Raw genomic sequence first — 26,281 nt, 5'->3', positions numbered from 1 at the left:
CGAACCTATCGCTTAATGTGTTCCGTAAAGCCAGATCCAAAAAATCATTTGAACCTATCTTGGCCATCTAGAGTCAGCATTGCGAAGCAAAAAACTCCCGGGCCAACTTCAGTTCGTCGGTGATTGCCCATTAATAAGCCGAGGATCATTATCATCGAGGTTCGTGTTTCTTGAGCAGCCCAGAATCTTAGTTCGTGCCGAGGAATCCGGCCATTTTGCCGATGGCAATCCGGCTGACACGGCGCACCGCATCGGCAGAATTCGAGCCATTGTGCGAGCCAAAGATGCACTGGTCAAAAGCGCGGAAAGGTGAATCGGCGGGCAACGGCTCGACCTCGAAAACATCGAGCGCTGCCGAGTGGACAATGCCGGATTTCAAGCCCTCGAGCAGGGCAGTTTCCTGGATGACCGGGCCGCGCGCCACGTTGACAACGCGCACGCCTGGGCGGAGCTTGCCAAGCAGGTCTGCATTGAACATGCCGCGGGTCTCGGGCGTCAGCGGGCAGGTGAAGATCAGGAAATCGGATTCGCCGAGGCGATCGGGCCATTGGGCCGTTTCCACGTCAAGGCCGTCTGCCGCCTTGTAGAAGGGGTCATAAACGACGACCTTGCTGCCGCAGGCGAGGATGCGTTTTGCAGTCTGGCGGCCAATGTCACCGAAGCCGACAAGGGCGACCGTGCGGCCGGTCATGCTGATGCCGCTGGGCTTTGGCCACGCATTCTTCTCGCGGATCTCGCGGTCGATACGGTATGTTTCTCGGGCGAGCCCCAGCGTGTAGGTGAGGGCGACATCGGCCACTTCCGACCCGAATACGCCGGGTGTGTTTTCGACCGGCAGGCCGAGATCCCGGAAGGCGGCAAAATCGACATTATCAACGCCCACACCCCATTTCACGGCCGCCTTGAGACCGGCCTGCTTTGCGGCGGTTACAACGCGGCGGCTGGCCGGATCGTCGCCGATGATCCAGCCATCAAAGCCGGGCAGGAGGGCGATCAGTTCGTCCTCGCTGAGGACCTGTGAGGTTTTCGCCGGCACGCCTTCAAGACCATGCGCGGCAAAATCATCCGCGAACTCTGCGAACAGGCCGAGCATGGGCGGGCAGGTGACTAGGATGCGCGGCATGGACATCAGGCTTCCTCTGGCAAGTGTTCGCCGGCGGCGACGCGCAGCAACAGCGATTCGGCGATGAACCAGTCAGCAATTTCATCGATATCGATCGATTGCAAACGGGGCGTCGGAAAGAGAACGGGCTTTCGGCCGATACGTGCCTGCGTGGCCGCGAAGCTGGCGGGGCTGAACAGGTAGCAGACCGAATTCTCCTCCATATAGGGAGGCAGGTCCTGTGTGCGGATCAGGTTGTCCGGATCGTGGTTTATCGGTTCGCCTGTCTCTGTGTAGAAGCGGGTATGCATCTTGTTCACGGTGAAGAGGGAATCGGCTGTGCCGGCCTCCACTGCCTTGAGATAGAGGTCGATCATGTTCTTGATCGTCTCCGGTTGCAGCAGCGGATTGGTCGTGTGTGTCATCAGGTAATGGTCTGAGGGCACATTGGCGATATCGTCTGCGAGCACGAGGTTCATCGAGACGAAGTCACCGCAGATTTCCGGCTTGCGATCGCGGATCAGAACGCGCTCACTATCAAACAGGCCTTCGTCGGCTAGGATCTGGCGCGCATCGGTATTGATGACGACCTTGTCGATTTCCGGCACCGCGAGCAGGGCGTCGAGGATCCACTGGAACAATGGCTTGCCCGCAATCTGGCGGAAATTCTTCGATTTCACCCGGGCGCTGTGAGCCTTCATCGGCAGGAGAGCGGTGAACTTGGGATTGTTAGACATTCAAATATTTCCGGTCAGGAATCAGGTGGCGTTGTCATAGGCATCAGGCCCAATACGGCATGAAACGCAGGCTCGCAATCTGTGCGCGACGATCAATCCAAGCCCCGGCGGTGCGTTGGCAGGCGCCGGACGATGCCCTGGCGGACACGGGCCATAGTCCAGCCATGCTGGACCTTCCTGTCACGGCCTGATGCCGCTTGCCGGGGCGGCAGGCCTTCGGCCGCTTCCCGCATCAGCTCTATAAGCTCGAGCGCTGTTGTCTTTGCGCCGCTGTTGCGAAGGGGGGCGACGAAATCGGCGAGCCGCCGCGAGTGAACGATGCAGGAATCAGGTGACGCTTGTAACAATTCAAGAAGCTGGTCGGCCAGGTCATGCAAGGAACACTCGCTGCCGGCCAGATTGGGGATCAGAGCAGAGTAGCGGAACTTGTGGCTTGCGTGCCGCATGAGCTCCCAATCGGGATTGTCGGTGGCGAGGCGTCCGTCAGCCAGTTCGTACAGCGCCTCAATCACGCAATCGAACGGCAATTCAGGGTGCTGGACCACAAGTTCAGCCAGTCTCGGACGCCAGACCGTATCAACGAAGTGCTGGAATGCCGGATCGTGTGTCGCATAGACGGCATTGCCGTTGATATGGCGCTTTTCGCGCGGTCCAAGCGCATCGGGCCCACGATAGATGCTTCCAGTGACCCAGGCGGGTTCGGCGCCCTGTAAATGGCGGTTGATCTGGCCGAGCCAGTCCGGGCGAACAGGTACGCAATCGGTTTCAACGTAGAGCGAATAACCTGGCCGGTCGCGCACGGCGTCCATGGCACCGAAGAAGATGTTATTCGGTCCGGCACGGAAGCCCTGACTGGTGCGGGGCCCATGGTTCTCCCTACGGTAGAGGTCCGCGTCACCGGACAGGTCCAGAGTGACGAACCGGATATGATCAAAGCATGCCCGCAGCCGGTGGGCACCTGCCAGGAAAGCCTGCACTCGTGGCTCGCAGCTGGCAGCGAGCGCATTGTTACAGACAAAGACGAGGTCAGGCCGCCGGTCGGGCAGTCGGCCGAGGAAGGGGAAAAAGGCTGGCTGGTTCCAGAGCCACAGGTTGGCAAGTAGCTGGTCGTGTTCGTCATAGGTCAAAGGGACAATGACCGAGCCAAGCATTGGCTCGTCAAGCTCACACGCAAGGTTGCCATAGGGCAGGATCGCATCGGTTGTTAGCCGCGAGTGGAGGTTCGCATTGACCAGGCTGACGGGCACCTCTTCGCGAAGGAAATCGTCGCGAAGGGCCTCGAACGCAGCGACATGCAGTTCCTGCGAGTGGATTTCGGGATTGGGCACTTGGAACGCGTCACCCTCACGCTGGTAGTCGTCGAAGAAATAATTGGGATTGTTTGCCGGTGTTCGCGTCATCACCAGGCGCAGATCGTCAACCTGTTCGGCCTCCGCTATGGGCTGATAAGTCAGGTCGATTCCGAGAAGAATGACACGGCTATAGCCAAGGAACGCGCCATAGCGGACGGAGTAGGCACCGGTCGTGACGAAGGCGTCCTGTTGGGTGCGGAAAGCGGGGCTTGCGACCAGGCTGAGCCCATGATGGCGACCGCGGGCGTTGAACCAGAACGGGACGAATTCGTCCAGGAACCGGACACGCGGATCGTCCGCAAGGCCGGGCTCATGATCAAGGATGCGGCCAGACAGAAAAAAGCTTTGGATTCGGCCTTCTTGGATGAGTCGCAGGATGTCCTTGAGGTGGGTGTCGATCAGGGCGTCGTCGAGGCAGGCATAATGCGTCGGGCGCCAGTCGATACGGTCCCAGTGCCGATAGGCAGCGTTCATGCCCAAAGTATCGACGCCGGAAAGGCGGTCGAAGTCAAAGTCACGCAAGCTGGGGCCATTTCCGATAACGATCAGGAGCTTGCCAGTGGTCAGGTCAGGTAAGCGTCTGTTAGCATTGCGGGCCATGGGTCGCCTTGAACGGATGTGGATGCCCCGCTTTTGCGCGTCAGCGCCGTTGGCGTCAATGTTCCGACGCGCTTGACGTCCAGAAGCGACGAGCCGATTAGCTCATATTGACACTTTTAACACCGTCAGGCACCTCCGGACGCGGTATCCGTGTCATCGTCTGAACGGTAGGCCAACAGTCTGGAAAGTTGAATGAACAATCGTTCGGAACAAGTTGGAGCGGCTACGCCTGTCGAGCGCGTATATGCACCCGACGCCCGGTACTCAGCGACCGCAGTGGAGGCGATTGTCGCGTTGTTCCGGGAGATCAAGAACTTCCGATCGCATGCTGCGGGCATGTTCATTAGTGATTTCCGAAGCAGTTATCGCGGAACAGTGTTCGGAATTTTCTGGAATCTTGTCCTGCCTCTGGTGCCGCTCACGGTTTACATCTTCCTCGTGAACCTCCGTGTTTTCCCGGTGATGGAAGGACTGGAGCCTGCGATTTACATTGGCTTCAATGTGACTGTCTGGTCATTGATGACAGGCTTGGTTACGGGCCCGATTCAAGTGGTGAAGAGTCGTAACAAGGACTCAATGAAGACCTCGCTGCCCATATCCGTATCGGTGGTTTCGTCTTTCGGCCAACTCTGCTTTGATACCCTAATACGCATGGTCTTCCTTGTCTTGATGGTGATCTACTTTCAACAGTGGCCACACCTCAATATTCTGGGGCTGGTCGCTTCGCTCATAGTCGGCATCATCTTTTCGATGTCGATGGGCCTCATCCTGTCGATTTTTAACGTGATTATCCCGGATGTGTCCCGAGTTGTCACAATTATGCTTCAATACGGAATCTTCATAAGCGGCGTGATTTTTCCTCTCAGCTCCATGGGGCCACTCGTCGTGCTTGAACAGATCAACCCCTTCGCATTCATCATCAAAGCTGCGCGGGACTATGTGTTCTTCGGCACACATGGCGATGGAGTTATTCTGTTGTTTTGGGCCTGCGTGTCATTCGTGATGTTCTTCATCGCCATGCGTTTCTTTTACATCATGGAACGCCGCATCCGGGGAATTGACTGATCTATGGCCGATATGTCTGACACAGAAACGACGTTGATGCAGGTCAAGAGCCTGGGCAAGTTGTATGCGCGCAGGCCCGCCGATACGCGCAAACGCATGACGCGAATGGCGCGCAATGCATTCCTGAATATTGGGAATGCCAGTGTGGGTAGTCTCAAAGTCAGCGAATTCTGGGCTGTTGAAAACGTGTCGTTCGAGCTCAAGCGAGGCGAAGCGCTGGGTATCATCGGACTCAACGGATCCGGCAAGACGACGCTTTTGAGAATGTTGGCGGGACAATTGATGCCCGATGCCGGCGAGATCGTGATTCGTGGTACCTCAGCGGCCATGATTGACCTGCAGGCCGGACTTCGCGGGAGTGCGAGCGGGCGTGAGAACATATACCTGCGCGCAGCAGCGCTTGGGTTCCGTCGGTCGGAGACGGAGGGCAGGGTCCAGGAGATCATCGACTTTTCGGAGCTCGAGCACGCAATCGATGCGCCGCTGTCTACCTATTCGTCGGGCATGAAAATGCGTTTAGCATTTTCGGTGATGGCCATGGTCGCGCCAGATCTCTTGCTGATCGACGAAGTGCTGGCTGTCGGCGATTTCCGGTTTCGTCAAAAGAGTCTCGCGCGAATGCGTGAAATGCGCAGTCGCAGCGCTTTCGTCTTTGTATCGCATTCAATGGGCGACGTCGCAAAATTCTGCGACCGCGTGATCGTGATGCACAAGGGGAGGGTCTTTTTCGAGGGGGCTCCAGAAGAGGCGCTCGAGATCTACGAAAAGCTTGACTCGAATACACCGACACGGGACGCGGGCGCGCAGATGATAAATGCCATGGGCCCCGTTTTCGAAAACCCAAAAGCGATTTCAGAAGTTGAGCACTATTGGTGCGATGCGCATGGCGATGTCGTCGAGAGCATTGGTTTCAACGAACCGTTGCGGTTAAGACTTAAGTTTCGTTCGCATATCGGCTTCAGGTCCTTGATTATTGGTGTTCCGATCTGGGCACTAAACACACACTATATCACCGGCTTGTCGACCCAAATCACCTCCGATTCATTTGATGTTCGCGCGGGGGACCGAGTGGACTTCCTGCTGGAAGTTGTCCCTGGGTTCCTTAATCCAGGCGAACTAAAGTCGATGTTAACCATTCTCGATGGACCAGAGTTTCTTTTCCGCAAGCCCAATCCAGACATTGCCGTTCGCAAAGCCCGACATCCGACATGGGGTTCAATTACCATACCTCACAAATGGGTCCGTCTCGACACGCCTGAGAATCACGTGGGTGTGACTCGGCTAGTTCCTGGTACACGGTGACTGAACCGGCTTCGGATTTATGACCAAACCCATAAAAATCGCCATCGTCGGCGTTGGAAAGATTGCCAAGGAGCAGCACCTTCCGGCTATACAGAGCAATCCTGATTTCGAGCTTGCTGCGCTTATCAACCGATCGGGTCGTGATGCGGCGGTTCCGGTATTTACAAGTCTGGAAGCGGCGTTTGACGCTGGGCTAAAGTTCGATGCCGTGGCAATCTGCACGCCTCCTAGTGCGCGGTTGAACGCGTGTCGTATTGCCAGCGAGCGAGGTTGTGCGATTTTGCTCGAAAAACCACCTTCCGTCACGGTTGAAGAGGCACTTGTCCTGAAGCATTTGGCCGACGAAGCAGGCGTGCCGATCTTCGCAAGCTGGCATGCGCGCTTCGCCCCAAAGATGTCTGAAGCTGTGGCCTGGTGCCAAGCACATACCTTGCAGGGTGGAAGCATTGAATGGTTTGAAGACGCGTCCAAATGGCATCCTGGTCAAGTTTGGTTGTGGCGGAAGGGGGGATTTGGCGTATTTGACCCAGGTATCAACTCACTGTCCATCCTGACGGCTTTGTATCCGCAAGAATGGCGCGTTTCCGATCCGGTTTTCGAAGTGCCGGTGAATGTTGATATGCCGCTCAGTGCAGACTTCGTCTTAAAAGGCGACCATGCGGAAGTTCGTGCAGTGTTCGATTTTAGGCCCACGACAACCGAGACATGGTCCATTCATCTCGAGGCGACCGATGGTAGCACGCTGGATTTGACCGAAGGCGGTGCCGTCATGTCCATTGATCGTGAGACAGGGCAACGCGGCGAAGGCAATGAGTATATGAGCCTGTACAAGCACTTTGCCGAATTGGTCCGAAACGGGCAGACCGATTTTGACCTGTCACCGCTTGTGCTTACCGAGGCGGCATTCGCTTTAGCGCGCCTGATTAACATCGAGCCGATTGAGATGGGATGAACTGAGATCCGTGGCTCCCTCACGTATTTTGCGAGTCTAGCCTTTCTGAGATGGCTTCCCAACGCGCCCTGATTCGGGTTTGGAATATTTCGCTCGTCCTCACCTGGGTGGGCTGGTTTCGCAGAGGTGATTCATGAGCGGTAACGGGGGTTTGTTCCCGATCACTCTGAACGTTTTTACCGTGTTGTACTCTCTACGCCAAGCCGCCAAGCCCCGGTCGCTGTCGGGCAGGAGTGACCCTTCTACGCCGCTACTACTTGCGCACAAGAATTGTGAACTCGTACAGTCCGTAATCGTGGAGAAGAGCTACGTGAGGCGAATAGCGCTGCTTGCAAAGATCGAATAGATACAATGGGTCTGCATAATAAAGGTCTGGCCGCATCTTGTCTTTGTCCGAATAGGACGTCAGGCAGTTGAAAGCGACACCGAGCTTGGCTTGTGAAAACATCATTTCAAGTGTGTCCTCGACGTACTCGACCCATTCTTCGCTGCTACGACCAACGTGCACGTTGAAAACACCGCTGGCGACAACATAATCAAATGGCTGGGTGATGTTGCAATCAACAACGAAGACCGCGTTCGAGTTGGCTGTGAGGCGTTTACGCGCGCTATCGATCATCTCCTCCGACGCATCAATTCCAACGTATTCAAACGTATCGCCCCGGCTATTGAGGTGCTCGTATAGTGCGCCATAACCACACCCAAAATCAGCAATTGAGTATGGTGCATTAGGTGCAATCAGTTGGCAAAGTTGCTTAAATCTCAGCTGCTGGCTATCTAGCCCATTCCAGTCAACACCACGAGGAGTGTTGCCGTGCTCGGCTAGCTTGCCCGCATAATAGGTCGTAATATCTGCTAGCAAATCCGCACGCTTAATCACAAAATATGCCTGTTCATTCTTTGATCCGATAAATAGTTCACTGCATCAGGTTGTTGAACCATTGATCCAGAAATGGTCCTGGTACCGCTTCCGAGCTCACTCAACGCAGAGACTGAATGTTACGCGGTTCACAGCCGCTTTCGCTTACTCTCCAGATAGTCTGACGCTGAACCATCCTCACTTTGCCCGAATCCCAATATTTGGCGCTGGCTGTCGGTAAGTGTCTCAGGGTTCAGTTGCCTCGGAATGCTGATTTGCTGTCTGAAGTAAGGAATATTGTAGATATGATTGACCGCCCGTCTCGGTCGATCTGTTTGGTTCAATCCACCAGAATGGTAAGTCATGCAATCAAGCAGGATATAGCTTCCGGCTGGCGCACAGATCTGGACGGCATTTGCCTTCACAAAGTCAGCAGACGGAAATTCTTCCGATTTGTGTGAAGCAGGCAACACAAACGTTGCGCCATTCTCTTGCAAAAATGGATCGACGCAAAAGAGGGCGTTTATCGCGATTGGGCGCGAAGAAACAAAATGCTGATAAGGAAGATCACGGTGCCATGCCGCTTGATTGTAGCGCTGTCCCGGCGGATTGATAATTCCGTTTTGCTGATTGAGAGTATAGATTCCGAAGATCAGCTGGTCGATTGTCGTCAATAAACGCGCATTAACTGCTAGCTTCAAAAAACTATCGAAACCGAGCGACAATGGGCACCTTATTGTGTTGAGCTCGTCGATTTCCTTAAGTCGGGATTCTCCATGTGCATCCACGTAAATTGCGCGGGCGGCTTCGAAATCTTCGCTGATGCTAAGTAACTCATCATCACCGAAACCGGAATCGAGAACGGCATATCCAACGACGCGAATTTGCTCGACGATCCGATCTATATCGCTTTTGCTCTGGTTTTGCTTTGAGATCCCGTAGGATAAGGTTGGTATCGCCGGGTATTGGGTCATTTCGGTTCCGAAGATCGATATATTTGACGGATTACCGTCAGCGGCCGCTGCTTTACTTCAGAGAACACCTTGGCAATATATATCCCCAAGATTCCATTGAACAGGATGATTAATCCGGAAAACAACCAAATCGATGCAACGACCGACACATATCCAGCGGGCGGCTCGGCAAGGAAAAAGTACATGAAGACAAGGTATGATATGAAAGCAATCGAAGTGCCGAAGATTGCCAGTCCTGCGTAGAATACCAAGAATAGGGGACGATTGCTGAAGGACGTTATTGCATTCACGAAGTGATCGAATTTTCGAGAAAGAGAATAGCTGGTGGGGCTCAGCGACAGTTTTTCGACGAATTGTAAAGTTTGCTTGAATCCGGTAATGAGCCAGAGGCCACCGATGTTAAGTTCGCGTTCAGAATGTGCCAGCAATCCGTTTACGTATCGGCGTGTCATTAGGCGAGCAGTGACAATGTTGTGGGGCTGTTTGACGCCGGACATGAGATTAAATACGCGATAGAACAGGAACCCTGTAGACCGTTCAAAGAGGTTTCCTTTGCGTCGTTCTTGCGCCCCAAAAACAACATCACTGTCAGTCCTACTCAATTCATCCGCGAAACGCCGTAGCCAAGCAGGATCTTCCTCCAGGTCACTGTCAATCAGAAAAACGTAGTCACCATCAGCATGAGCCAAGCCCGTCATCATCGCTTCGTGATGGCCAAAGTTTCGGGAGAGGTCGATGATGATAATGTGCGGATCGTTCCGTACCAAGGAGACCGCCTGCGCCAGGCTGTCATCCGGAGAGCCATCATGGACAAGTACGATCTCGTAGTCATTGCCCGCAAACTCGCGTGCCGCCTCGCTGGTCCGACGATGAAACTCCGCAAGACCGTCGGCCGACTGATACAGCGTTGTCACGACAGAAAGTCTCATTGGCTTACATATCTCATGTACGATGGCGTGTCGTGGCCACAGTTGAAAAGAAGATCGACAATAGAGACCTGATGAGTGAAGTCACCCCAAAGTTGTGGATATGGAGGGTAATCGGAATAGTCGAACCACCTGATTGCTACACTGCGCTCTTCAAATACCTTCGTGTCAATATAGGCCTTGGCAGCTGGCCCGGACACATACTCGCTGGCCCCCGCCTGCACACAAAGGTCTGCGAGTTTAATGGACCTTCCCGCAGCTAGGTCGTAGTCGGACGTCGAGCTGATTTTGGTGTCAATTCCAAGAAACTCGCACACCAGTCCGATGAGCTTGCTGTTGATTTCAGACAGATGAGTTACTTCCGACCTCATGTAAAATGGAGCAAGTAATTCGGAGATCTGATTGAAGTAAGGAGCGCGTCGGTAGTTCAGTTGTAGGGCTGTCCAGTGAGCCGCTTGCCAATCGATACCGTCGATTTCGGTCTGCCTGATCGTCTGTTCATACTTGCCCTTCACCTTGACAGGAATAGTGAGCCATTTTGTGCCCTGAGGGGTCTTGATGAGATTGCGATTACGCCAATCGCGCCTCGTGTATTGCGCATCATCAAACAAGATGAACTCGTCGACAGCAGCGATCATATCGAAATACCCCTTCCATGGCAGGTAATTCGACTGAACGATGGCGACCTTTTTCAAATGCGGGCTCCCCAATTAGCGTTGGCAAAGATACTTGTTGCTAAATTGCCTGAAATCGACTTTTCAATAGACATGATAGACGCGCAGGTCTAGCTGCGCTGAATGCGCCAGAAGCCCGTCAGTATGGGTGAACAAGTTCAGCGGAGAGTGGAGCTCAAACTCTGATCCGCAGCCCTTTCGCAGTACGTTGTGACCATACTTGAAGCCAAGTTTAGGTTGTCTGATGTCCGGCGCAAATCGCTCATAAGGTCAAGACGCTCGTTAAGAGGCGGATGCAGCCGCACATAGCGCGCTCCCACGATTCGAGGCTATAAGGCCAATGGCAAACTGGTTGGAAAATCTGACATGACAAGACCTTTGGTGATCTTCGGTGCGGGTGACATTGCGCAACTGGCGCACATGTATTTTGAAGCTGATAGCGATCATGACGTAATCGCCTTTACCGTCGATGCCGCGTTTCTTAACCAATCGGAATTTTGCGGTCTTCCGGTCATCGAATTTGAGAACCTGATTGACCGCTTCCCGCCTGAAAGTCATGATCTTTTCATTGCTCTAAGCTATACAGGCCTTAATGCTCTTCGCAGATCCAAGTTTGAAGCGGGGAAAGCGATGGGCTATCAGTTTGCTTCCTATATTAGTTCAAACGCAAGCGTCCTGAACGAGGGAAATATAGGCGACAACTGCTTTATCCTCGAAGACAACACCATCCAGCCCTATGTCAAGATTGGTGACAACGTCACATTGTGGAGTGGTAATCATATCGGACATCACTCAACGATTGCCGACCATTGTTTTGTTGCCTCGCACGTCGTTATTTCGGGGGGGGTGAAAGTTGGGACTCAGTGTTTCATAGGCGTGAATGCGACATTGCGGGACCACATCGTTATAGGTGAGCGATGCGTTATTGGCGCTGGAGCCCTGATGCTCAACGACGCAGAGCCAGAGGGTGTTTATGTCGGCAAGGGAACAGAACGATCACGGGTGCCAAGTTCTAGACTGCGGAAAATATGAAGCGTTCCTGGCGCAAACTGGGGCTTATTTACTGTCCATCCGAGGGGGCGGCCCATCCAAAGCTGGCGTCGCATGCCGCCAATCCCGTCGCACACAACGTTACAGGGGACGTGTTTAGGGTTTTCTACAATGGCCGCGACCGCTCTCAACGCTCGTCTATTGGCGCGGTCGACTTTGACTTGCTGACGAGACGTATAGTTCAAGATCACGACGCTCCCCTGTTCACGCATGGTCCAACCGGCAGCTTTTATGCGAACGGCATTAGTCTCGGGAATATCTGCCGGGTGGGTGGCGAGACTGTTTTGCTTTTCATGGGGTGGCGGCCGGCTGATGATGGACCGTTGTGGTGTGGTGAAATCGGACGACTGGTCGTCAAACCTGACTTGACGTTGCGGCTGGATCACTCCCAACCCCTGCTGACCGTCGACGAAGTCGACCCCGTGAGCTTGTCCTATCCGTGGGGGCTAGAACTGCCAGGACGCGGTATTCAATTGTGGTATGGCGCCACGCACAGTTGGGATGCAGGAAATGGCGAGATGCTGCATGTTATTCACGCGAGCTTTTCCCCTGATGGACAGAGCTGGGTCCGGCTTGGCCAGGTTCTTGGCCACCAAATTGGTATAGCGCAGGCCTTCTCCAGACCCAGCATCCTTGCCAACAAAGATGGATCTCTGGAGATGTGGGTTTCCTATCGAGGCGGACCGGGCGATAATTATAGTATCGGTTACGCTACGAGTGATGACGGCTTAGTCTGGGATTGGCGGCCCGATGAAGCAGGTATTTCTACATCTGCAATCGGTTGGGATTCTGAAATGATAAGCTATCCTTTTGTTTTTGACCATCGGGGCGAACGCTGGATGCTCTACAATGGGAATGGATACGGACGATCTGGGTTCGGGCTCGCTGTATTGGAACCAAATTGAACTGGATCACCAAATCCACATCTGCGCAAATCTTCCGCTTTTCTGTTGTGGGGATGGTGACGAATTTCATCGGATACATCGTGTACATATTATTTACATCCCTTGGCGTTAAGCCAGTGCTTGCGGTGACACTACTTTTTGGCGTTGGGGCCCTGATCAGCTTCCTGGGGAACCGGAGGTTCACGTTCAGCGTAACTAGTTCCAAAAAGCAAGCGGGGGTGCGTTACGCCGCCGTATACTTTTTGGGATACCTTTTTAATCTATCAATATTGCTGGTCTTCGTCGACTGGCTTGGTCTGGCGCACCAAATAGTTCAAGCCTGCGCAATCTTCGTGGTGGCCGCAGTGTTGTTCTTGTTGTCTAAGTATTACGTGTTTTCGAGCAGCCAGAATCAAGGCGAAGATGCGTCATGAAGCGTTGCTTGTCCTGTGAACATGCCCATGAATCGGCGGATACAACGTGTCCGGCATGCGGCCACACACCGCGCTGCATCGATGGGGTTGTGACATATGCACCTGACCACGCCTTAGGTGCTGACGGCTTTAAACCAGAGTATTTTTCACATCTTTCCAAGCTTGAGCCAGCCAACTTTTGGTTTCGAGCCCGAAATCGTCTCATTCTCTGGGCGATGAAGAAATATTGTGTACAGCCGCATTCGTTTCTGGAGATTGGATGCGGCACAGGATACGTCCTTTCTGCCATAGTTCAGCAGAACCCGGATACTGTTGCCACGGGTAGTGAGCTATTTGTCGACGGGTTAAACATTGCGGCGCAACGCGTGCCGTCCGCCACGTTCGTACAGATGGATGCGCGCAGTATACCCTATGTCGAAGAGTTTGATGTGGTCGGTGCTTTCGATGTCATTGAGCACATCAAGGACGACGAACTCGTGCTTGCGCAAATCTATCAGGCGCTTGGAGATAGCGGGAGGTTGATTTTGACCGTACCTCAGCACAAGCGGCTCTGGAGCCAAGCAGATGTGTATGCGTGCCACCAAAGACGCTACTCCGCCAAGGAGCTGCATCGCAAGGTCAGGGCAGCGGGCTTCAAGATTGAGAGGACCACATCATTTGTGACGACGTTGATGCCAGCGATGTTCGCCTCACGACAATTCGGTAAAAAACAGTCTGCGGATCGTTTCGACTCAACGAAAGAACTCGATATACCATCGTGGCTGAACAGCATTTTTTATCTCATGCTATCATTTGAAATTGTTCTCATCCGCTTGGGAGTTAATTTTCCAATCGGCGGAACGCGTCTTCTGGTCGCTCGGAAGCAATAGGAATAGCGCCGTGAACAACGCTCACATTCCATTCAATTGGCCGCACCTCACCGGTAATGAGTTGAGGTATATTTCTGAGTCCCAGGCAAAGGGTCAACTCGCGGGAGACGGCCCGTTTACGAAGAAATGCCATGCGTGGCTTGCTGAGCAGACTGGCAGCAAGGCCTTATTGACGCATTCTTGCACAGCCGCATTGGAAATGGCCGCACTTTTGCTCGATATTCAGCCTGGTGATGAAATCATCATGCCTTCATACACATTCGTTTCCACAGCGAATGCATTTGTTTTGCGTGGAGGCATCCCAGTTTTCGTGGATATTCGCGAGGACACAGTGAACTTGGACGAGAAGCTGATTGAATCTGCGATCACGTCGCGGACCCGGGCTATCGTTCCGGTCCATTACGCGGGTGTTGCTTGCGAGATGGATACCATTTTAGGCATCGCAGATCGAAACGGCTTGGCAGTGGTAGAAGATGCAGCTCAAGCTATTATGGCGACGTACAAGGGACGCCCATTAGGCAGCATGGGTGACTTTGGTGCCTTCAGTTTCCATGAGACAAAAAATGTCATTTCGGGAGAAGGTGGAGCTATTATCGTCAATCGTCCCGCATTCGAGAACCGGTCGGAAATCGTCCGTGAGAAAGGCACGGATCGGAGCCGCTTTTTCCGCGGGGAGGTCGACAAGTATTCTTGGCAGGACCTTGGATCGTCGTTCTTGCCTGGAGAGATTATCGCAGCGTTTCTTTGGGCGCAATTTGAACAAGCGCGCGAAATTACTGACGCAAGGTTGCGATGCTGGGCCCGATATCACGAGCTTCTCGCGGAGCTTGAAAAGCAGGGTGTTTTGAGTCGTCCAAGCGTCCCCGAGGCGTGCGCGCACAATGCGCACATGTATTACATATTACTTGAAACGGAAAATGCGCGCGATTCTTTGCTAAACGTTTTTCGAAAAGCCAGCATATCGACAGTTTTTCACTACGTCCCCCTGCACTCATCTCCGGCAGGAATGCGCTTTGGTCGAACCAGCGGTGCAATGAGTGTGACTGACAGTGCTGCTAGTCGACTTCTTCGTCTGCCTCTTTGGTTCGGTTTGTCCGAACAACAGCAAGATAGGGTTATTGATATCATTAAAGCGGAACTGTCTTGAGCCGGTGAGGTTGCCATATCTGCAATTTACCAGATTGGGGCTCGATGCCTGAAGCTCACATTCAAATCCGAACGGCGACGATCTCTGCAGATCTGTTGTGCCCGACCATATTCTCGGTATCAAACCTGAAGCCGGGCTTGACTCGCTCGCCGAGGCACTTTCTGTTGGTTCGATTTAAATGATCTAGCAAAAGCAGTTAGCGCAGGGCCAGTCAGCCAGCAGAACATGACACCAGAGAATTGCTGGAAGCAGGACCGTGGGCGCATGAACATTCGCTTGAACTTAAAAACTGGCGCATGGCGTGATCAGTTTTTTGTCTTCGCCGCATCGTCGATGGGACTGCTGCTTTTTGAGCTCTTTTTTAAATGGAAAGTCATCCTATCGAAGAGTCTCATCTTGGATGATGCATTCATGTTCGAAAGAGCGATCCATGGTAGGTCGTTCAATGACCTGGCAGCTTTCATTCCGGCTTTCGAATCGGCAGATTTAGATAGCTCCGCAGGCCTGATCTTTTATCGGCTTCTTGCTGACATTTCGAATGATATCGTCCTCTTGCGGATTATTTATCTCTGCAGCTTTTCTCTCGCGTGCGCTATATTTGGTCTTCTGGTCTATAGAATAACGAAGGACCAAAACTTCAGCGTCCTCACTGCCATCTTTTCGTTTGTTACGCCTTTTTCGCCGGTGCTCGTCCTATTCACAAACGGGTCGTATAACATCGTCTACTTCATATTGTTCTTCTCCGCAGTGCTGATCGGATCATATATCCGTAGCGGACAACCCGCCAAAACGACCATATGGCTTGTCCTCTCGATGACGGTTTTGCTTCTCCTGTCAGCTACGTTTGTTGAGACTGGGTTTCTCTTTTCCTTCGCCGCGATAATTTGGCTTTTTATCCACTGCAGAGCTTTTGAGGGGCATCGTGGCCGATTGCTTTTTTTTTGCAGTGGAGCGGTCATCTTGTTGCAGGCGGCTTGGGTGCTGCAAACGTATTCCAGTCCTTACGAGGCAATGCCGGGTCGTGTAAATTATGGCTTGGAAACCATGTTTTTGAATGGGCTTAGCATTATCAACAGAGCAGTCGTCAGCTACTTTGATCCGATGATCGGCACTGGCAAACTGACACTGCAAATTCCGCTCTGGGTGTCGATCGGATTTATCGTTATTACGCTTAGTTTGTATTTTCTTGCTGCTTTCAAGCTACACCGCAGGAGCCTTGATTGGTCGCGGCTCAAAACCCCTCTCGGCTTTATACTATTTGTGAGTGTGTGCGTGGTTCTCTCGATTGGGCCATACACCGCTCTCACACGAACCCATCTCTGGCATTATTTTCCTCACATGATTTTTCTGAGCGCTATGAGCTATTTGTTGGTTTACTTCGTGGTGAGTAAACGAGGTGCTTATCTTCTCATATTCGTCGCCGCATTTCTGACGGTCCAGACCTATAGCCGACAAATGCCCGAGTATGAAGAAATCGCACAACAGCAGAAACTGTTCTCGATTCTGATTCAACACGAAAGCAAGACATGGCGTGACGGAGATCGCGTCGTGCTGATAGTCGAGACTGGAGTCCTGGGTGGAATGAGTAACACGTTCAGAAGCACCGGTCTCAATCGATATTTCGCCGACAATCCGGATGCGCCCATAATGTCTATTGTGAAAGGGGGCGTCGCCACGCGCGTCGAAAATTACATAGACGATGATCAGGGGGTAACCATCGCCTACAGGATGGAGGAATCCGGAACATATAAACGCATTCGGTGACACAAAGAGAGGCGAGCATTACACGGGAAATCTCGACCCATCAGGTACAAACAGCACACCAAGTATATAATTGAATCGTCCCGGTAACCCCAGAGGCAATTTGGTTGAGGTCATGCAGAGATAACGGTTTCCCTGAGCGCTGCATAGGCGTTGGCCACAGCTTCAGCCGGCAGCTGCGACTGTTGAACCCGTCCACCCAGATGAGGGGCGCATACGCGACGGCGTCCATCGACTTCAATGGTGCCTTTCGATGAACGACTTCAGACTTGTACAGACCATTGATCGTCTCTGCCTCGCGCATTGCATCGGAGTCTCCGGCGCTGCCGCCGTAAGGCTCGAGGCCTGCTTCAGCAAGCCGGTCTTCGGGCATGAAAGACCGGCTTGGGCGCAACAAGGACAAAGCTTGCATGTGCAGTCCGGCTGACCCGCCAGCCAACGATAAGGTGCGAGCAAGCATCAATGATGAAGGCGACAGGCAATCCCTGCCCAGGGCGAGACAAAGGCGAAGTCCGAAACCCCGAGGCGGTTCGGAGCAAATGCCCGACAGTTCCCGTTCACCTTAAGCCCGCCGGCATCGCGCTGATGTGTCTGGCACGCTCGCACGCACCTTCCTGCCGTGCCGAACACCGTGAAGGTCTTGATCCTTCATCAACCGTTCGATCATGTAGCGCGCCACATCAAAGCCTTCGCGTTGCACTTGCGGCCAGACTTTTTCGGCCCCTTGGACGGTGTGATTGTCATTGAACACACGCTTGATCACAGGCCGCAGGATGGCTTCGTGATGGACACGTGGTGCGGCTGTCTCGGGATGGTGACGCTTTGCGATGTGGTCGTAATATGTCGATGGGTGATCGGCAGAACTCTGCAGATCGGCTCGCCCCGATAGGCATCTCGGTGGTCGTTGATGAAGGCGGTCTTAGCTTCAGTGAGCGGTCGAGCATTTCAGTCATCGCTCGAAGCGATGCCGCACTGCCTTCGATCCAGTGCGAAACATGCGGGCGCTTTCCGGAGGATTTCGTTTGTCTGGCGATTCTCCTGGTTCTCGCACTCAAGTGCCTTGATCCGTTCGCGTTCATCGGTACTGGGGCCTGCTCGCTTGCCTACGTTGTGTTCTGGCTGCTGAACCCAGTTATGCAGCGTCTCTGGCGAACACCCGAACTGGTCCGAGATCGACACGATGCTCGCCCATAGCGAGGCGCGATCTGCCCCAAGTTCTTCTGCCATCCGAACTGCACGCTCGCGCACCTCGGGTGATCATCTTGCTCGTTGCTTTTTGTGTGGCGAAGCTCCACTCTCTCAATAAAAGGAGCCTCCCGCAAACCCGGCGCGGTTCATGATCGAGTTTGAGGCACTTATCCTGTTTATCGAATACTGTTTCGAGGAAGATGTATGACCCTCCAGTTCCAGAAAGCAGTCGAAGCACAAAGGTGGTTTCACGCGATAGATTTCGGCAAATTTGCTTCCAGCGGACGTTTTCCGGCAGGGGAGCCGCAAAACGTCACGCTTTTTGGGGTTTATGAATTACTCCGAGCTCTCGATCTGCGTGAGGCTTCGCTTCTGGATATAGGTACATACGATGGGTTGATAGCGTTCGGAGCGACGGGTTTGGGTGCCAAGCGAGTTATCGGTCTCGATACTTATGATCAACCCACTTTCCGGCTTGCGCGGAGCATCCTGAAGCTTGTTGAGAAGGTTGAATACTTGCCGAATAAGCAAGTCCGCGACATGCCGAGCATGTTCCCAAATAAGTCTTTTGACGTGATTGTTTGCGCCGGTGTGATTTATCACATGTTTCACCCGATGCAGGCCTTCATTCTCCCGCGCTTTGCACTTCGGGACAACGGATATTTGATAATGGAGACCCCTTTCGATACAAGCAGTAATCACGCTCATCTCACCTTCAATGGTGTCGAAAAGGCGGTAAATGAACCGTACACTTACTTCGTGCCAACACGAAATGCCTTGATCGGAATGGCAAACCTTTCGGGATTTGCGGTGGAAGCCATTCGTGAACTGAACGGGCCGCGTCGCATCACGCTCTTATTGAAAGCTGTGTCTAGAACTCATCTACTCGAAGACGGCAAGGTTGCACCATTTATAAAGCAGATGCTGAAGCGAGATACCTGCGACGATGAGTTTCGGTTCAGAGACCTTGAAGCCAAGCCAACTTTGTTTGCCAATGTCGCCCAGGCAAAGCCTTTGGTGTTCAATTCGGTGATTAATCCTAAGGATTACTCCCCGGATTTTCCATTCCATCCACCCGTCGATAAGCCACGCTTCGGCGCAACCCGTTTCGAAACGGAAAAAGGCAACCTTAAGGTGCTTTAGATTGGGTCATAGACACCGCAAAGGCTCGGTTTCTTCTGGCCGTAAGACCTGAACCTTAAGCCCATTTGATGCGAACTGTCGTCGCTGCCTGGTTCGAGCCAAACTTCGCAGCGATGTGCCGAGATATGCAGAAGCGGAGTCAACCACCCATAGCGACCCTCAACGACATCATTCTACAGTTCATCATCCTCGCAAAATGCCTTTATAAGGGCTAACTGGAAATAGGAACAAGAATAGCTTTGCCAAGACAAATACATTAGTCTGGCGTACTTGGATCGGCTTTCTGGTCAGGCGCAGCCTTTCGAGTACGTGGCTTGGTGGTGGCGGAAGATTTGCTGTTTGCGCCTGGGCTCTTTACGACTCGAAAGACGCACGTACGCCACGTTGCGCCCACAAGCGAAATATAATCGATATGGGCGAGTTCCGAGTCCACATAAGCCTGAACATCTGGCCAGTCTGGTGAACTGTAATCGTCGAAGATGATATAGCCGCCAAGCTTGACGAACTGTGCATAATTTTCGAAATCAGTCTTAACGCCTGCATAAGAGTGGTCGGCATCGATCACGAGAACATCGTACTGACGCGCACCAGCTGCTTCAATGGCTTCGAGTTCTGTGCTCAAGTTTTTTATCAGGGTGTACTGATCCTCACGCATACCGACCCGATCCAGATTTCGCTTGAGCGTGCGCTCGTCAATGGGTTGACCTGTCAGGATGTCAGCCTGAGTCGAACTGTAGTATCCCTCAAGTGGATCGAGGAGGGTGAAGTGGATTTCCTCATAGTGATTGGCAAGGGCGTCAAACATAATAGCTGCGCCGGTGCCGAACAGTGTTCCAATTTCCAGCACATTGATCCGCGAGCCCTTAACCGCACGCGCAACAAGTGAACGCAGCAGGATATCCTCGATCGAAGTGGCAAGGCGACCGGCTAGCTGGTTTTCAATTTCGCAAGCGCGGTTTGCCATATAGCCTAGGATCGCCCGGCTGACCGGTACCGAAAGACGTTTACGCCATTCGGTTTCAAGTACAGCGATGTGGTCGGCGGAGAGACGGCGGTTAAAAAACTGGAACCAAGTTGCGTTGTTAAATTGCGACCACTTGTCAGTTTGCGCAGTCTTGTCCGAGGAGTACTTCACCGAAGCCGTAATCGTGTCGACCTTGCTCGTCAGCGTTTTTTGAAGGGTCGCGGCGGCTTCAACTGATTTCTTCGTTACCGTGTCGATAGCACTGATTTTTCCATCAACGGCACTGACCTTGCTATCCAAGGTACTGAGCCTGCCATTGATCGCAGTCATCTTTGTGTCAAGCGTGTCGATTCGACGGCGATCCGCATTACTTCCCGATAGTACTGCGTCAAGGCGCGGCGAAACCGTTTGTGCTAGCGTTGTGTGCACGAGTTCGGCTGTCGTTTTGGCCGCATTTCGAGCGTTCAAGCTTAACAGCGTTTGTGCCGTCACCACCTGAGTGCGCAGCTTTGAGGTCTCCTGATTGAGCGTTGCAACCTGATGATGCAACGCTTCCAGATGTGCATGAGAGCGGAAAGCGATGTACCCAAGAAGCGCGGCTAGAAGACCGGCGCAAGCCGACACAAGAATCCAGGGGCGGTAAGGTGCCAAACTCGGGAGAAATAGGGCAAAAGCGATGAGTACTGCGACAATAGCGACTGGCAAAAGCAGTATGCGGCGCGAAAAGATATGGACGCCGGCTCGACGCATGAATCGCACTATGCTGTACAGTTTGGGTGAAACATTATGAATTTTGAGAGCCAATTCCTTGTACCATTGGGATTTTTGCACCTGTGGATCCTGAGTCGGTATTGCCGAAGGAGGTGTTTTCATCAACATCGGATTAATGCTCTCTGCTTTGATTTGGATTCCCGCTTGGGGAGAGGGCGAAGTTGGTTGTCTGAAAGCAACCAGATCGTCGAAGGCCTTTGATACGGCGCCGTATCCTGGGTCAATTCTAAATGCGAGAATATTACCCCAAGATTTCGATGACATGGTTTCGCCAGGGTAGGGGACGACCCGTCGCCATTGGTGCGGGATGCCGTATCGTACAATAGGATGCCATTCGCTGATATAGATCGTATATCCGCGCGTACGAAGATACTCTGCGATGTCTTTCCAAGTATGACCGAGCTTCAACGTCTTTGCATCCTCGAACTCGCACTCTATCACGTCAGGCTTCAACTGGTCCCAAGGTACGCCTTTGAGAACGTTGAGGTCATATCCTTCCACATCAATTTTGAGAAAATCGATCCGGGAAAGCTGGCGCGCAGACACGATTTCAGCGACTGTGGTGATATCAACTTTCGACGATGCGGTATGAGTATCCCGAAATGCAAGCAGTCCTGATATGCCGGTGCTTTCTTTTGAGGTAAAAAAGGAGACGCCAGTGGCAGGCTTGTCACTCACAGCGCGAGTATCGATGGTTACGCCTTCAGCGGTTCCCAGCTTGGCTTGAAGTTTTTGCCGGTTCGATTCATCTGGTTCGAAGCAGTGAATTGACCAATTTAGCTTGTGGAAATAGCTTGCGGATGTGCCGTAGTGAGCTCCGACGTCAAGCATGACGTGGTCACGACCTCGTCGGTTAGTTAGTATGCGTGCCACGACTGCTGTTTCGTCCACATGAGCTCCTGCCGATCGGGGTTTCCCCGAAACTTCAGCACTTGCTAAACGTGAACTAGCGCGCGTGATCTCTTTGGCGAGCAGCCTACGAGCAGCTTCGATGTTAAATTCTTCAGCTGCCACTTTCTGCGCCTTTTCTGCCAAGCTGTATCTTCGCTCTGCCGATCCCGCAAGGCGATGTAGCGCCGCTGTGACCTCCTCCAGGCTGTTCACCACCACACGCTCACCGCAGTCAATTTCTCTTAAGGTAGAAATTGTCGCGACATCTTCTGGGCCTACCGCTAGCAAGGCAGAACCGGATGCAAGGCATTCGGGCAGCTTGTTTGCCAACGAATACCGCGTGTAAGCTTTGGAGGCCTCGTCGAAGTTATAGGCGATCAAAACAATGTCGGCCCCAGATAGCCAATTCCGATACTCGGCTGCCGATAAGTTTGCGACAACAAATGACGTGTTGGGGAAATTCCGGAAATTGTTTTGGGCAGTGGCCCTAAAGCGCTCCCGGGTCTTGATCTCAAACGATATACTGACGCCTTCTGATACAAGTTCTTCGACGGCTTGGGCTGTGAGCTTGACAGAGTCCAGAGTCATGTTCTCTGCAAGTGAACCCGCATACCGAATTTTGAACGAAGTCTTGGGTTCAGGCGGTGATGCCCGTTTCCAGTCCGCAGGGTTTATGCCATTGGCTATGGGTGTGAATGGCAATCCGTATCGCTCGCTAAAGGCATCCGACATAGCAGCACTGATGGAAAGCCGAACGCTCGATTGTTTGACTAGTTTGCGCCAATCTGCATCCAGGGCCTCACCTTTCTTCGGATTTTCGCGAATGTAGGCTTGTGGCCAATCGTCCATAATCCAAGTCACTAGCGGCAAATCCAACTGTTCGATAAGCCTCATTGCGACCGTGTGCAAAACATCGGTTTTGGGGGTTGGTCTGTAGAGCACGACCTGCGGCTGAAACGCAGCCACGGCAGAATCGATTGTGATCTTGTCCTGCCCACTCGGTTCGTCAAAGACGATTGTTTCACCATCCAGATACAATCCGAGCTTGCCTTCACCACCGTCAAATATCTGCAGCAGTTGATCTCTTGGCCAGCCCTCAAAAAGTGACGCCTTAAGTTCACCAGTTGCGGTTGCGTCCCCGCAACGCGTCATATCCAGCAAAAGCGTCCTGATGGTTGGAGGATAGATTTCGAAGAGGGAATTATAACTGACACGGGGAAAGACTTCTAAACGGCCACCCACTGTCGCATTGATGATTCGAAGTCCTCGCGCATCACATGCGCGTTTAGCCTCTTGGTAAGCTTGGATCATTACGTCAACGTTTGGTTCGTGCCAACGTTTGCCCTTACCAAAATAATCCGGATGGAAATGATTTGGATCATCGGATGCCATGTCCAATTCTTTAACTCGTCCGCCTCCGGACACTTCGGCGTCTTTTGGAATAGCATAGTCGGCATCTACGCCAATCAGATAGATCTCTTCATATCCAAGATATGCGGCAAGTTCCATGCATGTAAACGTCACGGTGCCACCCGCATAAGTATTTTCATCAGCGTCGAATGAGAAATCGAATCCGTGCGGAAAGCTCTTTCGGGGACGATGGTCAAAATAGACTGTGTCTGAATCTGGGGTTAGCACATATCGCAAGCTCGCAGGAAACAACTTGGTAAAGCCGCGCAGCAGGTTGATTTCGTGTGCTCGGTCTTCTGCAACCAGATGATCTTCCACGACATAATAGGTGGGTGCCCAGCCGAGATCAGGCAATTTCAGGAAAAACCCGTTGGTTACGAATGTGTCCTCTCGGTTCAGAAAACTCAGGTCGGTGTTTTTGAGACTCGGCCCGTTTCCAATTATGAAGCATCGTTTTCTCTTGCGACGCTCTTTAAGTGCGCGCAATTTCGGAACATACTTTTTGGTCAGACTGCCGCTATAAAGTTCTACAACCTTCTCGATGCCGTCTGCTTTCTCGGTAAGGGACATTCTATCGGTCGGCAGAAAGATGGCTGATCTCAGATTGGAAGGCAGATTTGAAATAGCTGCATCAAGCTCTGCTTTAGTCCGCCCGGGGCCGACACGCGCGTCATGGGAGCAATGGCGCAACGTGTCCACGGATATGGTGGTTAGGAGACGCGTCCAACAGTTCGTGTCGAGGTATGCATTCCTCGCCTTCGCTGCACTTCGTGCGAAGCTGTCATAGTTCTTGGCGACCTTACGAATGGCGGCAGCGATAGAGGCTGCATTTGGGTCAGCTGCAATGCCGATCTTGTTTCGCTCAGTGAACTCACCAAGCCAAGTGTTCTTTAGTGCGACAACTGGTCTGCCAAGGATCATGGCATCAATTACCAATCCAGAAGTCCGGGCCGCAAAATGCGAAGCAAGATAAGGGCAGACAATTATATCCCCTTTGGCCAAAAACTCAGAAAAGGCATCATCTGTTAGATATCCATCACTGGTTTCGACACCCGTGCCTTTTAGCTTTTCGACTAGTTCACGCGCTATGGAGGAAGAATTATCTGCATTCGATCGGACACATATTGACAGATCGAGATCGGTCTTGAGCAACTCAGCAACTTCAACGGTTAATCCGAATCCCTTTTCCATTCGCACGCCACCTGGAAAAAGCACCTTCGGCTTTGTATTCAATTGACGAACGGGACTTAATGCCAGCCGTCGGGCTGCCGCGTCTGAGAAGGTTGTACTAGGGTGCGGTGCAACGCTTAAGTTAAGGCCGAAATGGGCCTCCATTTGGCGTGCTACCGTTTCTGTCGGAACGCTGAGGTGGATCTGATCGCTAGAAGCAAATTTGGCAATCTGCGGTCGCCAGCGGTTGAGATAGGCTGCGGGCTCATACTTGGTATTGGATTGCCAGAAAAGGTTGATGTGTGCCGAAACGTTTGGAAAATCCTGCAGCACTTTGTGAATGGCGAATGTGTGCTCCAAGCTGCCGCAATATAGATACAGAATAGTTGCGCGACGACTGCTCCGGGGAATCTGATTTAAGCCATTACGAAGTTCCGTAATGAACTTATCAGTTAGAGTAGCTCTTGTTCCGTCATTTCGAGTGCCAATTTCCCAACTGTGAACGCTGAAGCATTTCTTGATCACAAGATCAATTGGTGCGGCAGATTGATCCAGATCGAGTCGACTTAAAAGGGTAACTTGTTGCCCGTTTTCATTTGCAGTCTCCCATATCCGGCGATCATAGGCGAGGAAGTGCCCTGAGGCATTTTTTCCGTCGGGATCGATCAACACGATATGTGGTGCATTATCAGATGCGAGGCCGCTATCGTTGTCAGCGGCGGCAGCCACAAAATCACCAATGCTTCCGAGGTTGGCAAGGGCGGGGATGTACGAGGGGGTCAGAGACAAGACCTTCTTGTTCCGGCTCTGAAGAGCATCTATCGCGATACTCACATTTGCGCAGTGTTCAGAATAATAATCGCTATAATCGACAGCGAAAAATGCAGGGTGTACAAGTTTAATGTTGTCCATTTCTTCGTTGAATTGTGCCGACTTGTCGTGCCCCCAGAAATAGGTGTTCTCATCAATCGGGCGTCCATCGCAACCGACGACGCAAATTTCCTCTGCGATCGCACCTGCTAGAGGAAGCAGAAGAAGTGTGAGGATGTTAGCAAGAGGCTGCACGCTGAATTGTGCAGCGAGGTCAGGATTGAACCCATTCGTGCTATCGAAAGGAACGCTGATCAGGCGGTCGCGAAGATCGGCAGGTAAGAAAGCGTGAAAGATACTGTAATCGCGGAGTGATGTGATGAAATAGCAACCAGTTGCGCGCATGGCCCCGATGAGCTCAGATCGGAAAGCCGCCGCATACCGCGAACATCCAGCATGAAAAATCGGGTCAGCCGCAACTATGGCTACGGGCTTAAGCTTCCTAAGCAATTCGGCATTCTTGACCATTGAATTGGAGACTACACAATGCCCGTCGTCGAAATTGTGAGAGGCCGCAAAATCGGAAAGACTTGGTCCTGTGCCGAAAACATATGCGCGATTTTTTGGTGGTAAGGACGCTCTGAATTTTGTGAATCTTTCGTAGTTTTGCTCTGTGATTTTGTTGGCGTCACCAAACAGCTTAAGGCCCGCCCAAAGATAGAACGAGCCTTCCATGCGTGTGTGTTCTGGATCAACCTCAAAGAACAGACCTTTGGACTTGGCGGCGGAAATCGTAGCGGCAATATCCTTGTCGCGCGAAATCCAGCCAACTTTCGAAGCTAGAAATACACCGTCTATGTTACTTATGACCGCGCTCTTTTGCGGATCAGACAATCCCGACCACGCAACGGTGCAGAACTTGGGTAGAAGTTCGGAAACATGTGCGCTCAGAGCCGAATCAAAAATTTCGGGGAGCTGGAATTCCGAAACTTCTTCGTAGTTCTGTGTTATAATAGTAATCTTAGCTATCTGAGATGCGAATGGCCAAAGATACCAGCTTGCGCGGGCAATAAGGCCGTCCAAGTCGGAATTCGAGCTGGCATTGGAAAGCAAAACAAGCGATTTCATCGTTCAATACACTCGCGGATTGTACTGTGTCTGAACAGACGCCCAGCCGGGAGGCCGACATTGTTCCAAAGGACTATCCGTTAACAGCGTTTAGCGGATGCGAGCAACCCGCAATAAC

18 protein-coding genes and 1 pseudogene are annotated in these 26,281 nt (G+C 52.4%); 10 read left to right on the top strand and 9 right to left on the bottom strand.

Annotated elements, in window-relative coordinates; genetic code table 11:
* Positions 1-187: 187 nt before the first annotated feature.
* The 3 genes from ACQ66M_RS03525 to ACQ66M_RS03515 all read right to left on the bottom strand — a co-directional run bounded on the left by ACQ66M_RS03525 (position 188) and on the right by ACQ66M_RS03515 (position 3,791).
* A complete protein-coding gene (locus ACQ66M_RS03525; RefSeq protein ID WP_430401905.1) occupies positions 188-1,129 on the bottom strand; it encodes a phosphoglycerate dehydrogenase in 942 nt (313 codons plus the stop codon).
* Positions 1,129-1,839, bottom strand: a complete 711-nt coding sequence (locus ACQ66M_RS03520) for an acylneuraminate cytidylyltransferase family protein (protein WP_430401903.1) — start codon at positions 1,837-1,839, stop codon at positions 1,129-1,131. Before ACQ66M_RS03520 ends, ACQ66M_RS03525 begins: the two co-directional genes overlap by 1 nt.
* 92 nt (positions 1,840-1,931) lie before the next feature.
* Positions 1,932-3,791 carry a hypothetical protein gene (locus tag ACQ66M_RS03515; RefSeq protein WP_430401901.1) on the bottom strand — a complete coding sequence of 620 codons (1,860 nt, stop codon included), beginning with the start codon at positions 3,789-3,791 and terminating at the stop codon, positions 1,932-1,934.
* 192 nt (positions 3,792-3,983) lie between these two features.
* Between ACQ66M_RS03515 and ACQ66M_RS03510 the strand changes: the two genes are divergently transcribed.
* The 3 genes from ACQ66M_RS03510 to ACQ66M_RS03500 are packed head-to-tail and all read left to right on the top strand — an operon-like array spanning position 3,984 to position 7,110.
* A complete protein-coding gene (locus ACQ66M_RS03510) occupies positions 3,984-4,856 on the top strand; it encodes an ABC transporter permease (protein ID WP_430401899.1) in 873 nt (290 codons plus the stop codon).
* A 12-nt stretch (positions 4,857-4,868) separates the two neighbouring features.
* Entirely contained in the window at positions 4,869-6,158 is a 1,290-nt protein-coding gene (locus tag ACQ66M_RS03505) for a polysaccharide ABC transporter ATP-binding protein (RefSeq protein WP_430401897.1), read from the top strand.
* A gap of 19 nt (positions 6,159-6,177) precedes the next feature.
* The gene (locus ACQ66M_RS03500) at positions 6,178-7,110 is read left to right on the top strand and encodes a Gfo/Idh/MocA family protein (protein WP_430401895.1); all 933 of its coding nucleotides are present in this window, start codon (positions 6,178-6,180) and stop codon (positions 7,108-7,110) included.
* Between the two features lie 253 nt (positions 7,111-7,363).
* Here the strand turns inward: ACQ66M_RS03500 and ACQ66M_RS03495 are convergent, their stop codons facing one another.
* The 4 genes from ACQ66M_RS03495 to ACQ66M_RS03480 all read right to left on the bottom strand — a co-directional run bounded on the left by ACQ66M_RS03495 (position 7,364) and on the right by ACQ66M_RS03480 (position 10,564).
* A complete protein-coding gene (locus ACQ66M_RS03495; RefSeq protein ID WP_430401893.1) occupies positions 7,364-7,990 on the bottom strand; it encodes a class I SAM-dependent methyltransferase in 627 nt (208 codons plus the stop codon).
* 128 nt (positions 7,991-8,118) lie between these two features.
* Positions 8,119-8,943: a phytanoyl-CoA dioxygenase family protein gene (locus ACQ66M_RS03490; protein WP_430401891.1), complete on the bottom strand. Its 825-nt coding sequence runs from the start codon at positions 8,941-8,943 to the stop codon at positions 8,119-8,121.
* A complete protein-coding gene (locus ACQ66M_RS03485) occupies positions 8,940-9,872 on the bottom strand; it encodes a glycosyltransferase family 2 protein (protein ID WP_430401889.1) in 933 nt (310 codons plus the stop codon). Before ACQ66M_RS03485 ends, ACQ66M_RS03490 begins: the two co-directional genes overlap by 4 nt.
* On the bottom strand, positions 9,869-10,564 hold the full coding sequence (locus tag ACQ66M_RS03480) for a WbqC family protein (RefSeq protein WP_430401887.1): 696 nt from the start codon (positions 10,562-10,564) through the stop codon (positions 9,869-9,871). The genes ACQ66M_RS03485 and ACQ66M_RS03480 overlap by 4 nt, the downstream gene beginning before the upstream one ends.
* Positions 10,565-10,909: 345 nt before the next feature.
* On the opposite strand from ACQ66M_RS03480, the gene ACQ66M_RS03475 reads away from it, so the two are divergent.
* The 6 genes from ACQ66M_RS03475 to ACQ66M_RS03450 all read left to right on the top strand — a co-directional run bounded on the left by ACQ66M_RS03475 (position 10,910) and on the right by ACQ66M_RS03450 (position 16,691).
* Positions 10,910-11,575 (top strand): acetyltransferase, encoded by a 666-nt coding sequence (locus tag ACQ66M_RS03475; RefSeq protein ID WP_430401885.1) that lies wholly within the window; start codon positions 10,910-10,912, stop codon positions 11,573-11,575.
* Entirely contained in the window at positions 11,572-12,498 is a 927-nt protein-coding gene (locus ACQ66M_RS03470; RefSeq protein ID WP_430401883.1) for a hypothetical protein, read from the top strand. The genes ACQ66M_RS03475 and ACQ66M_RS03470 overlap by 4 nt, the downstream gene beginning before the upstream one ends.
* Complete coding sequence (locus ACQ66M_RS03465; RefSeq protein ID WP_430401881.1) at positions 12,495-12,911, top strand: GtrA family protein; 417 nt, start codon at positions 12,495-12,497, stop codon at positions 12,909-12,911. Before ACQ66M_RS03470 ends, ACQ66M_RS03465 begins: the two co-directional genes overlap by 4 nt.
* Positions 12,908-13,780, top strand: coding sequence for a class I SAM-dependent methyltransferase (locus tag ACQ66M_RS03460; protein WP_430401879.1), 873 nt, complete (start codon positions 12,908-12,910; stop codon positions 13,778-13,780). The genes ACQ66M_RS03465 and ACQ66M_RS03460 overlap by 4 nt, the downstream gene beginning before the upstream one ends.
* A gap of 10 nt (positions 13,781-13,790) precedes the next feature.
* A complete protein-coding gene (gene rffA / locus ACQ66M_RS03455; RefSeq protein ID WP_430401877.1) occupies positions 13,791-14,927 on the top strand; it encodes a dTDP-4-amino-4,6-dideoxygalactose transaminase in 1,137 nt (378 codons plus the stop codon).
* Positions 14,928-15,191: 264 nt separating this feature from the next.
* Entirely contained in the window at positions 15,192-16,691 is a 1,500-nt protein-coding gene (locus ACQ66M_RS03450) for a hypothetical protein (protein WP_430401875.1), read from the top strand.
* A 110-nt stretch (positions 16,692-16,801) separates the two neighbouring features.
* Here the strand turns inward: ACQ66M_RS03450 and ACQ66M_RS03445 are convergent.
* Positions 16,802-17,915, bottom strand: a pseudogene (locus tag ACQ66M_RS03445) (transposase).
* A gap of 165 nt (positions 17,916-18,080) precedes the next feature.
* Here ACQ66M_RS03445 and ACQ66M_RS03440 point away from each other — a divergent pair.
* Positions 18,081-19,019, top strand: coding sequence for a class I SAM-dependent methyltransferase (locus ACQ66M_RS03440; protein WP_430401873.1), 939 nt, complete (start codon positions 18,081-18,083; stop codon positions 19,017-19,019).
* Positions 19,020-19,275: 256 nt separating this feature from the next.
* Here ACQ66M_RS03440 and ACQ66M_RS03435 read toward each other — a convergent pair whose 3' ends face one another.
* On the bottom strand, positions 19,276-26,163 hold the full coding sequence (locus ACQ66M_RS03435) for an FkbM family methyltransferase (protein WP_430401871.1): 6,888 nt from the start codon (positions 26,161-26,163) through the stop codon (positions 19,276-19,278).
* Positions 26,164-26,281 lie beyond the last annotated feature (118 nt).

Source organism: Hyphomonas sp., assembly GCF_965284475.1.
Lineage (GTDB): Bacteria > Pseudomonadota > Alphaproteobacteria > Caulobacterales > Hyphomonadaceae > Hyphomonas.
This window is presented reverse-complemented; position numbering and strand designations above follow the sequence as displayed.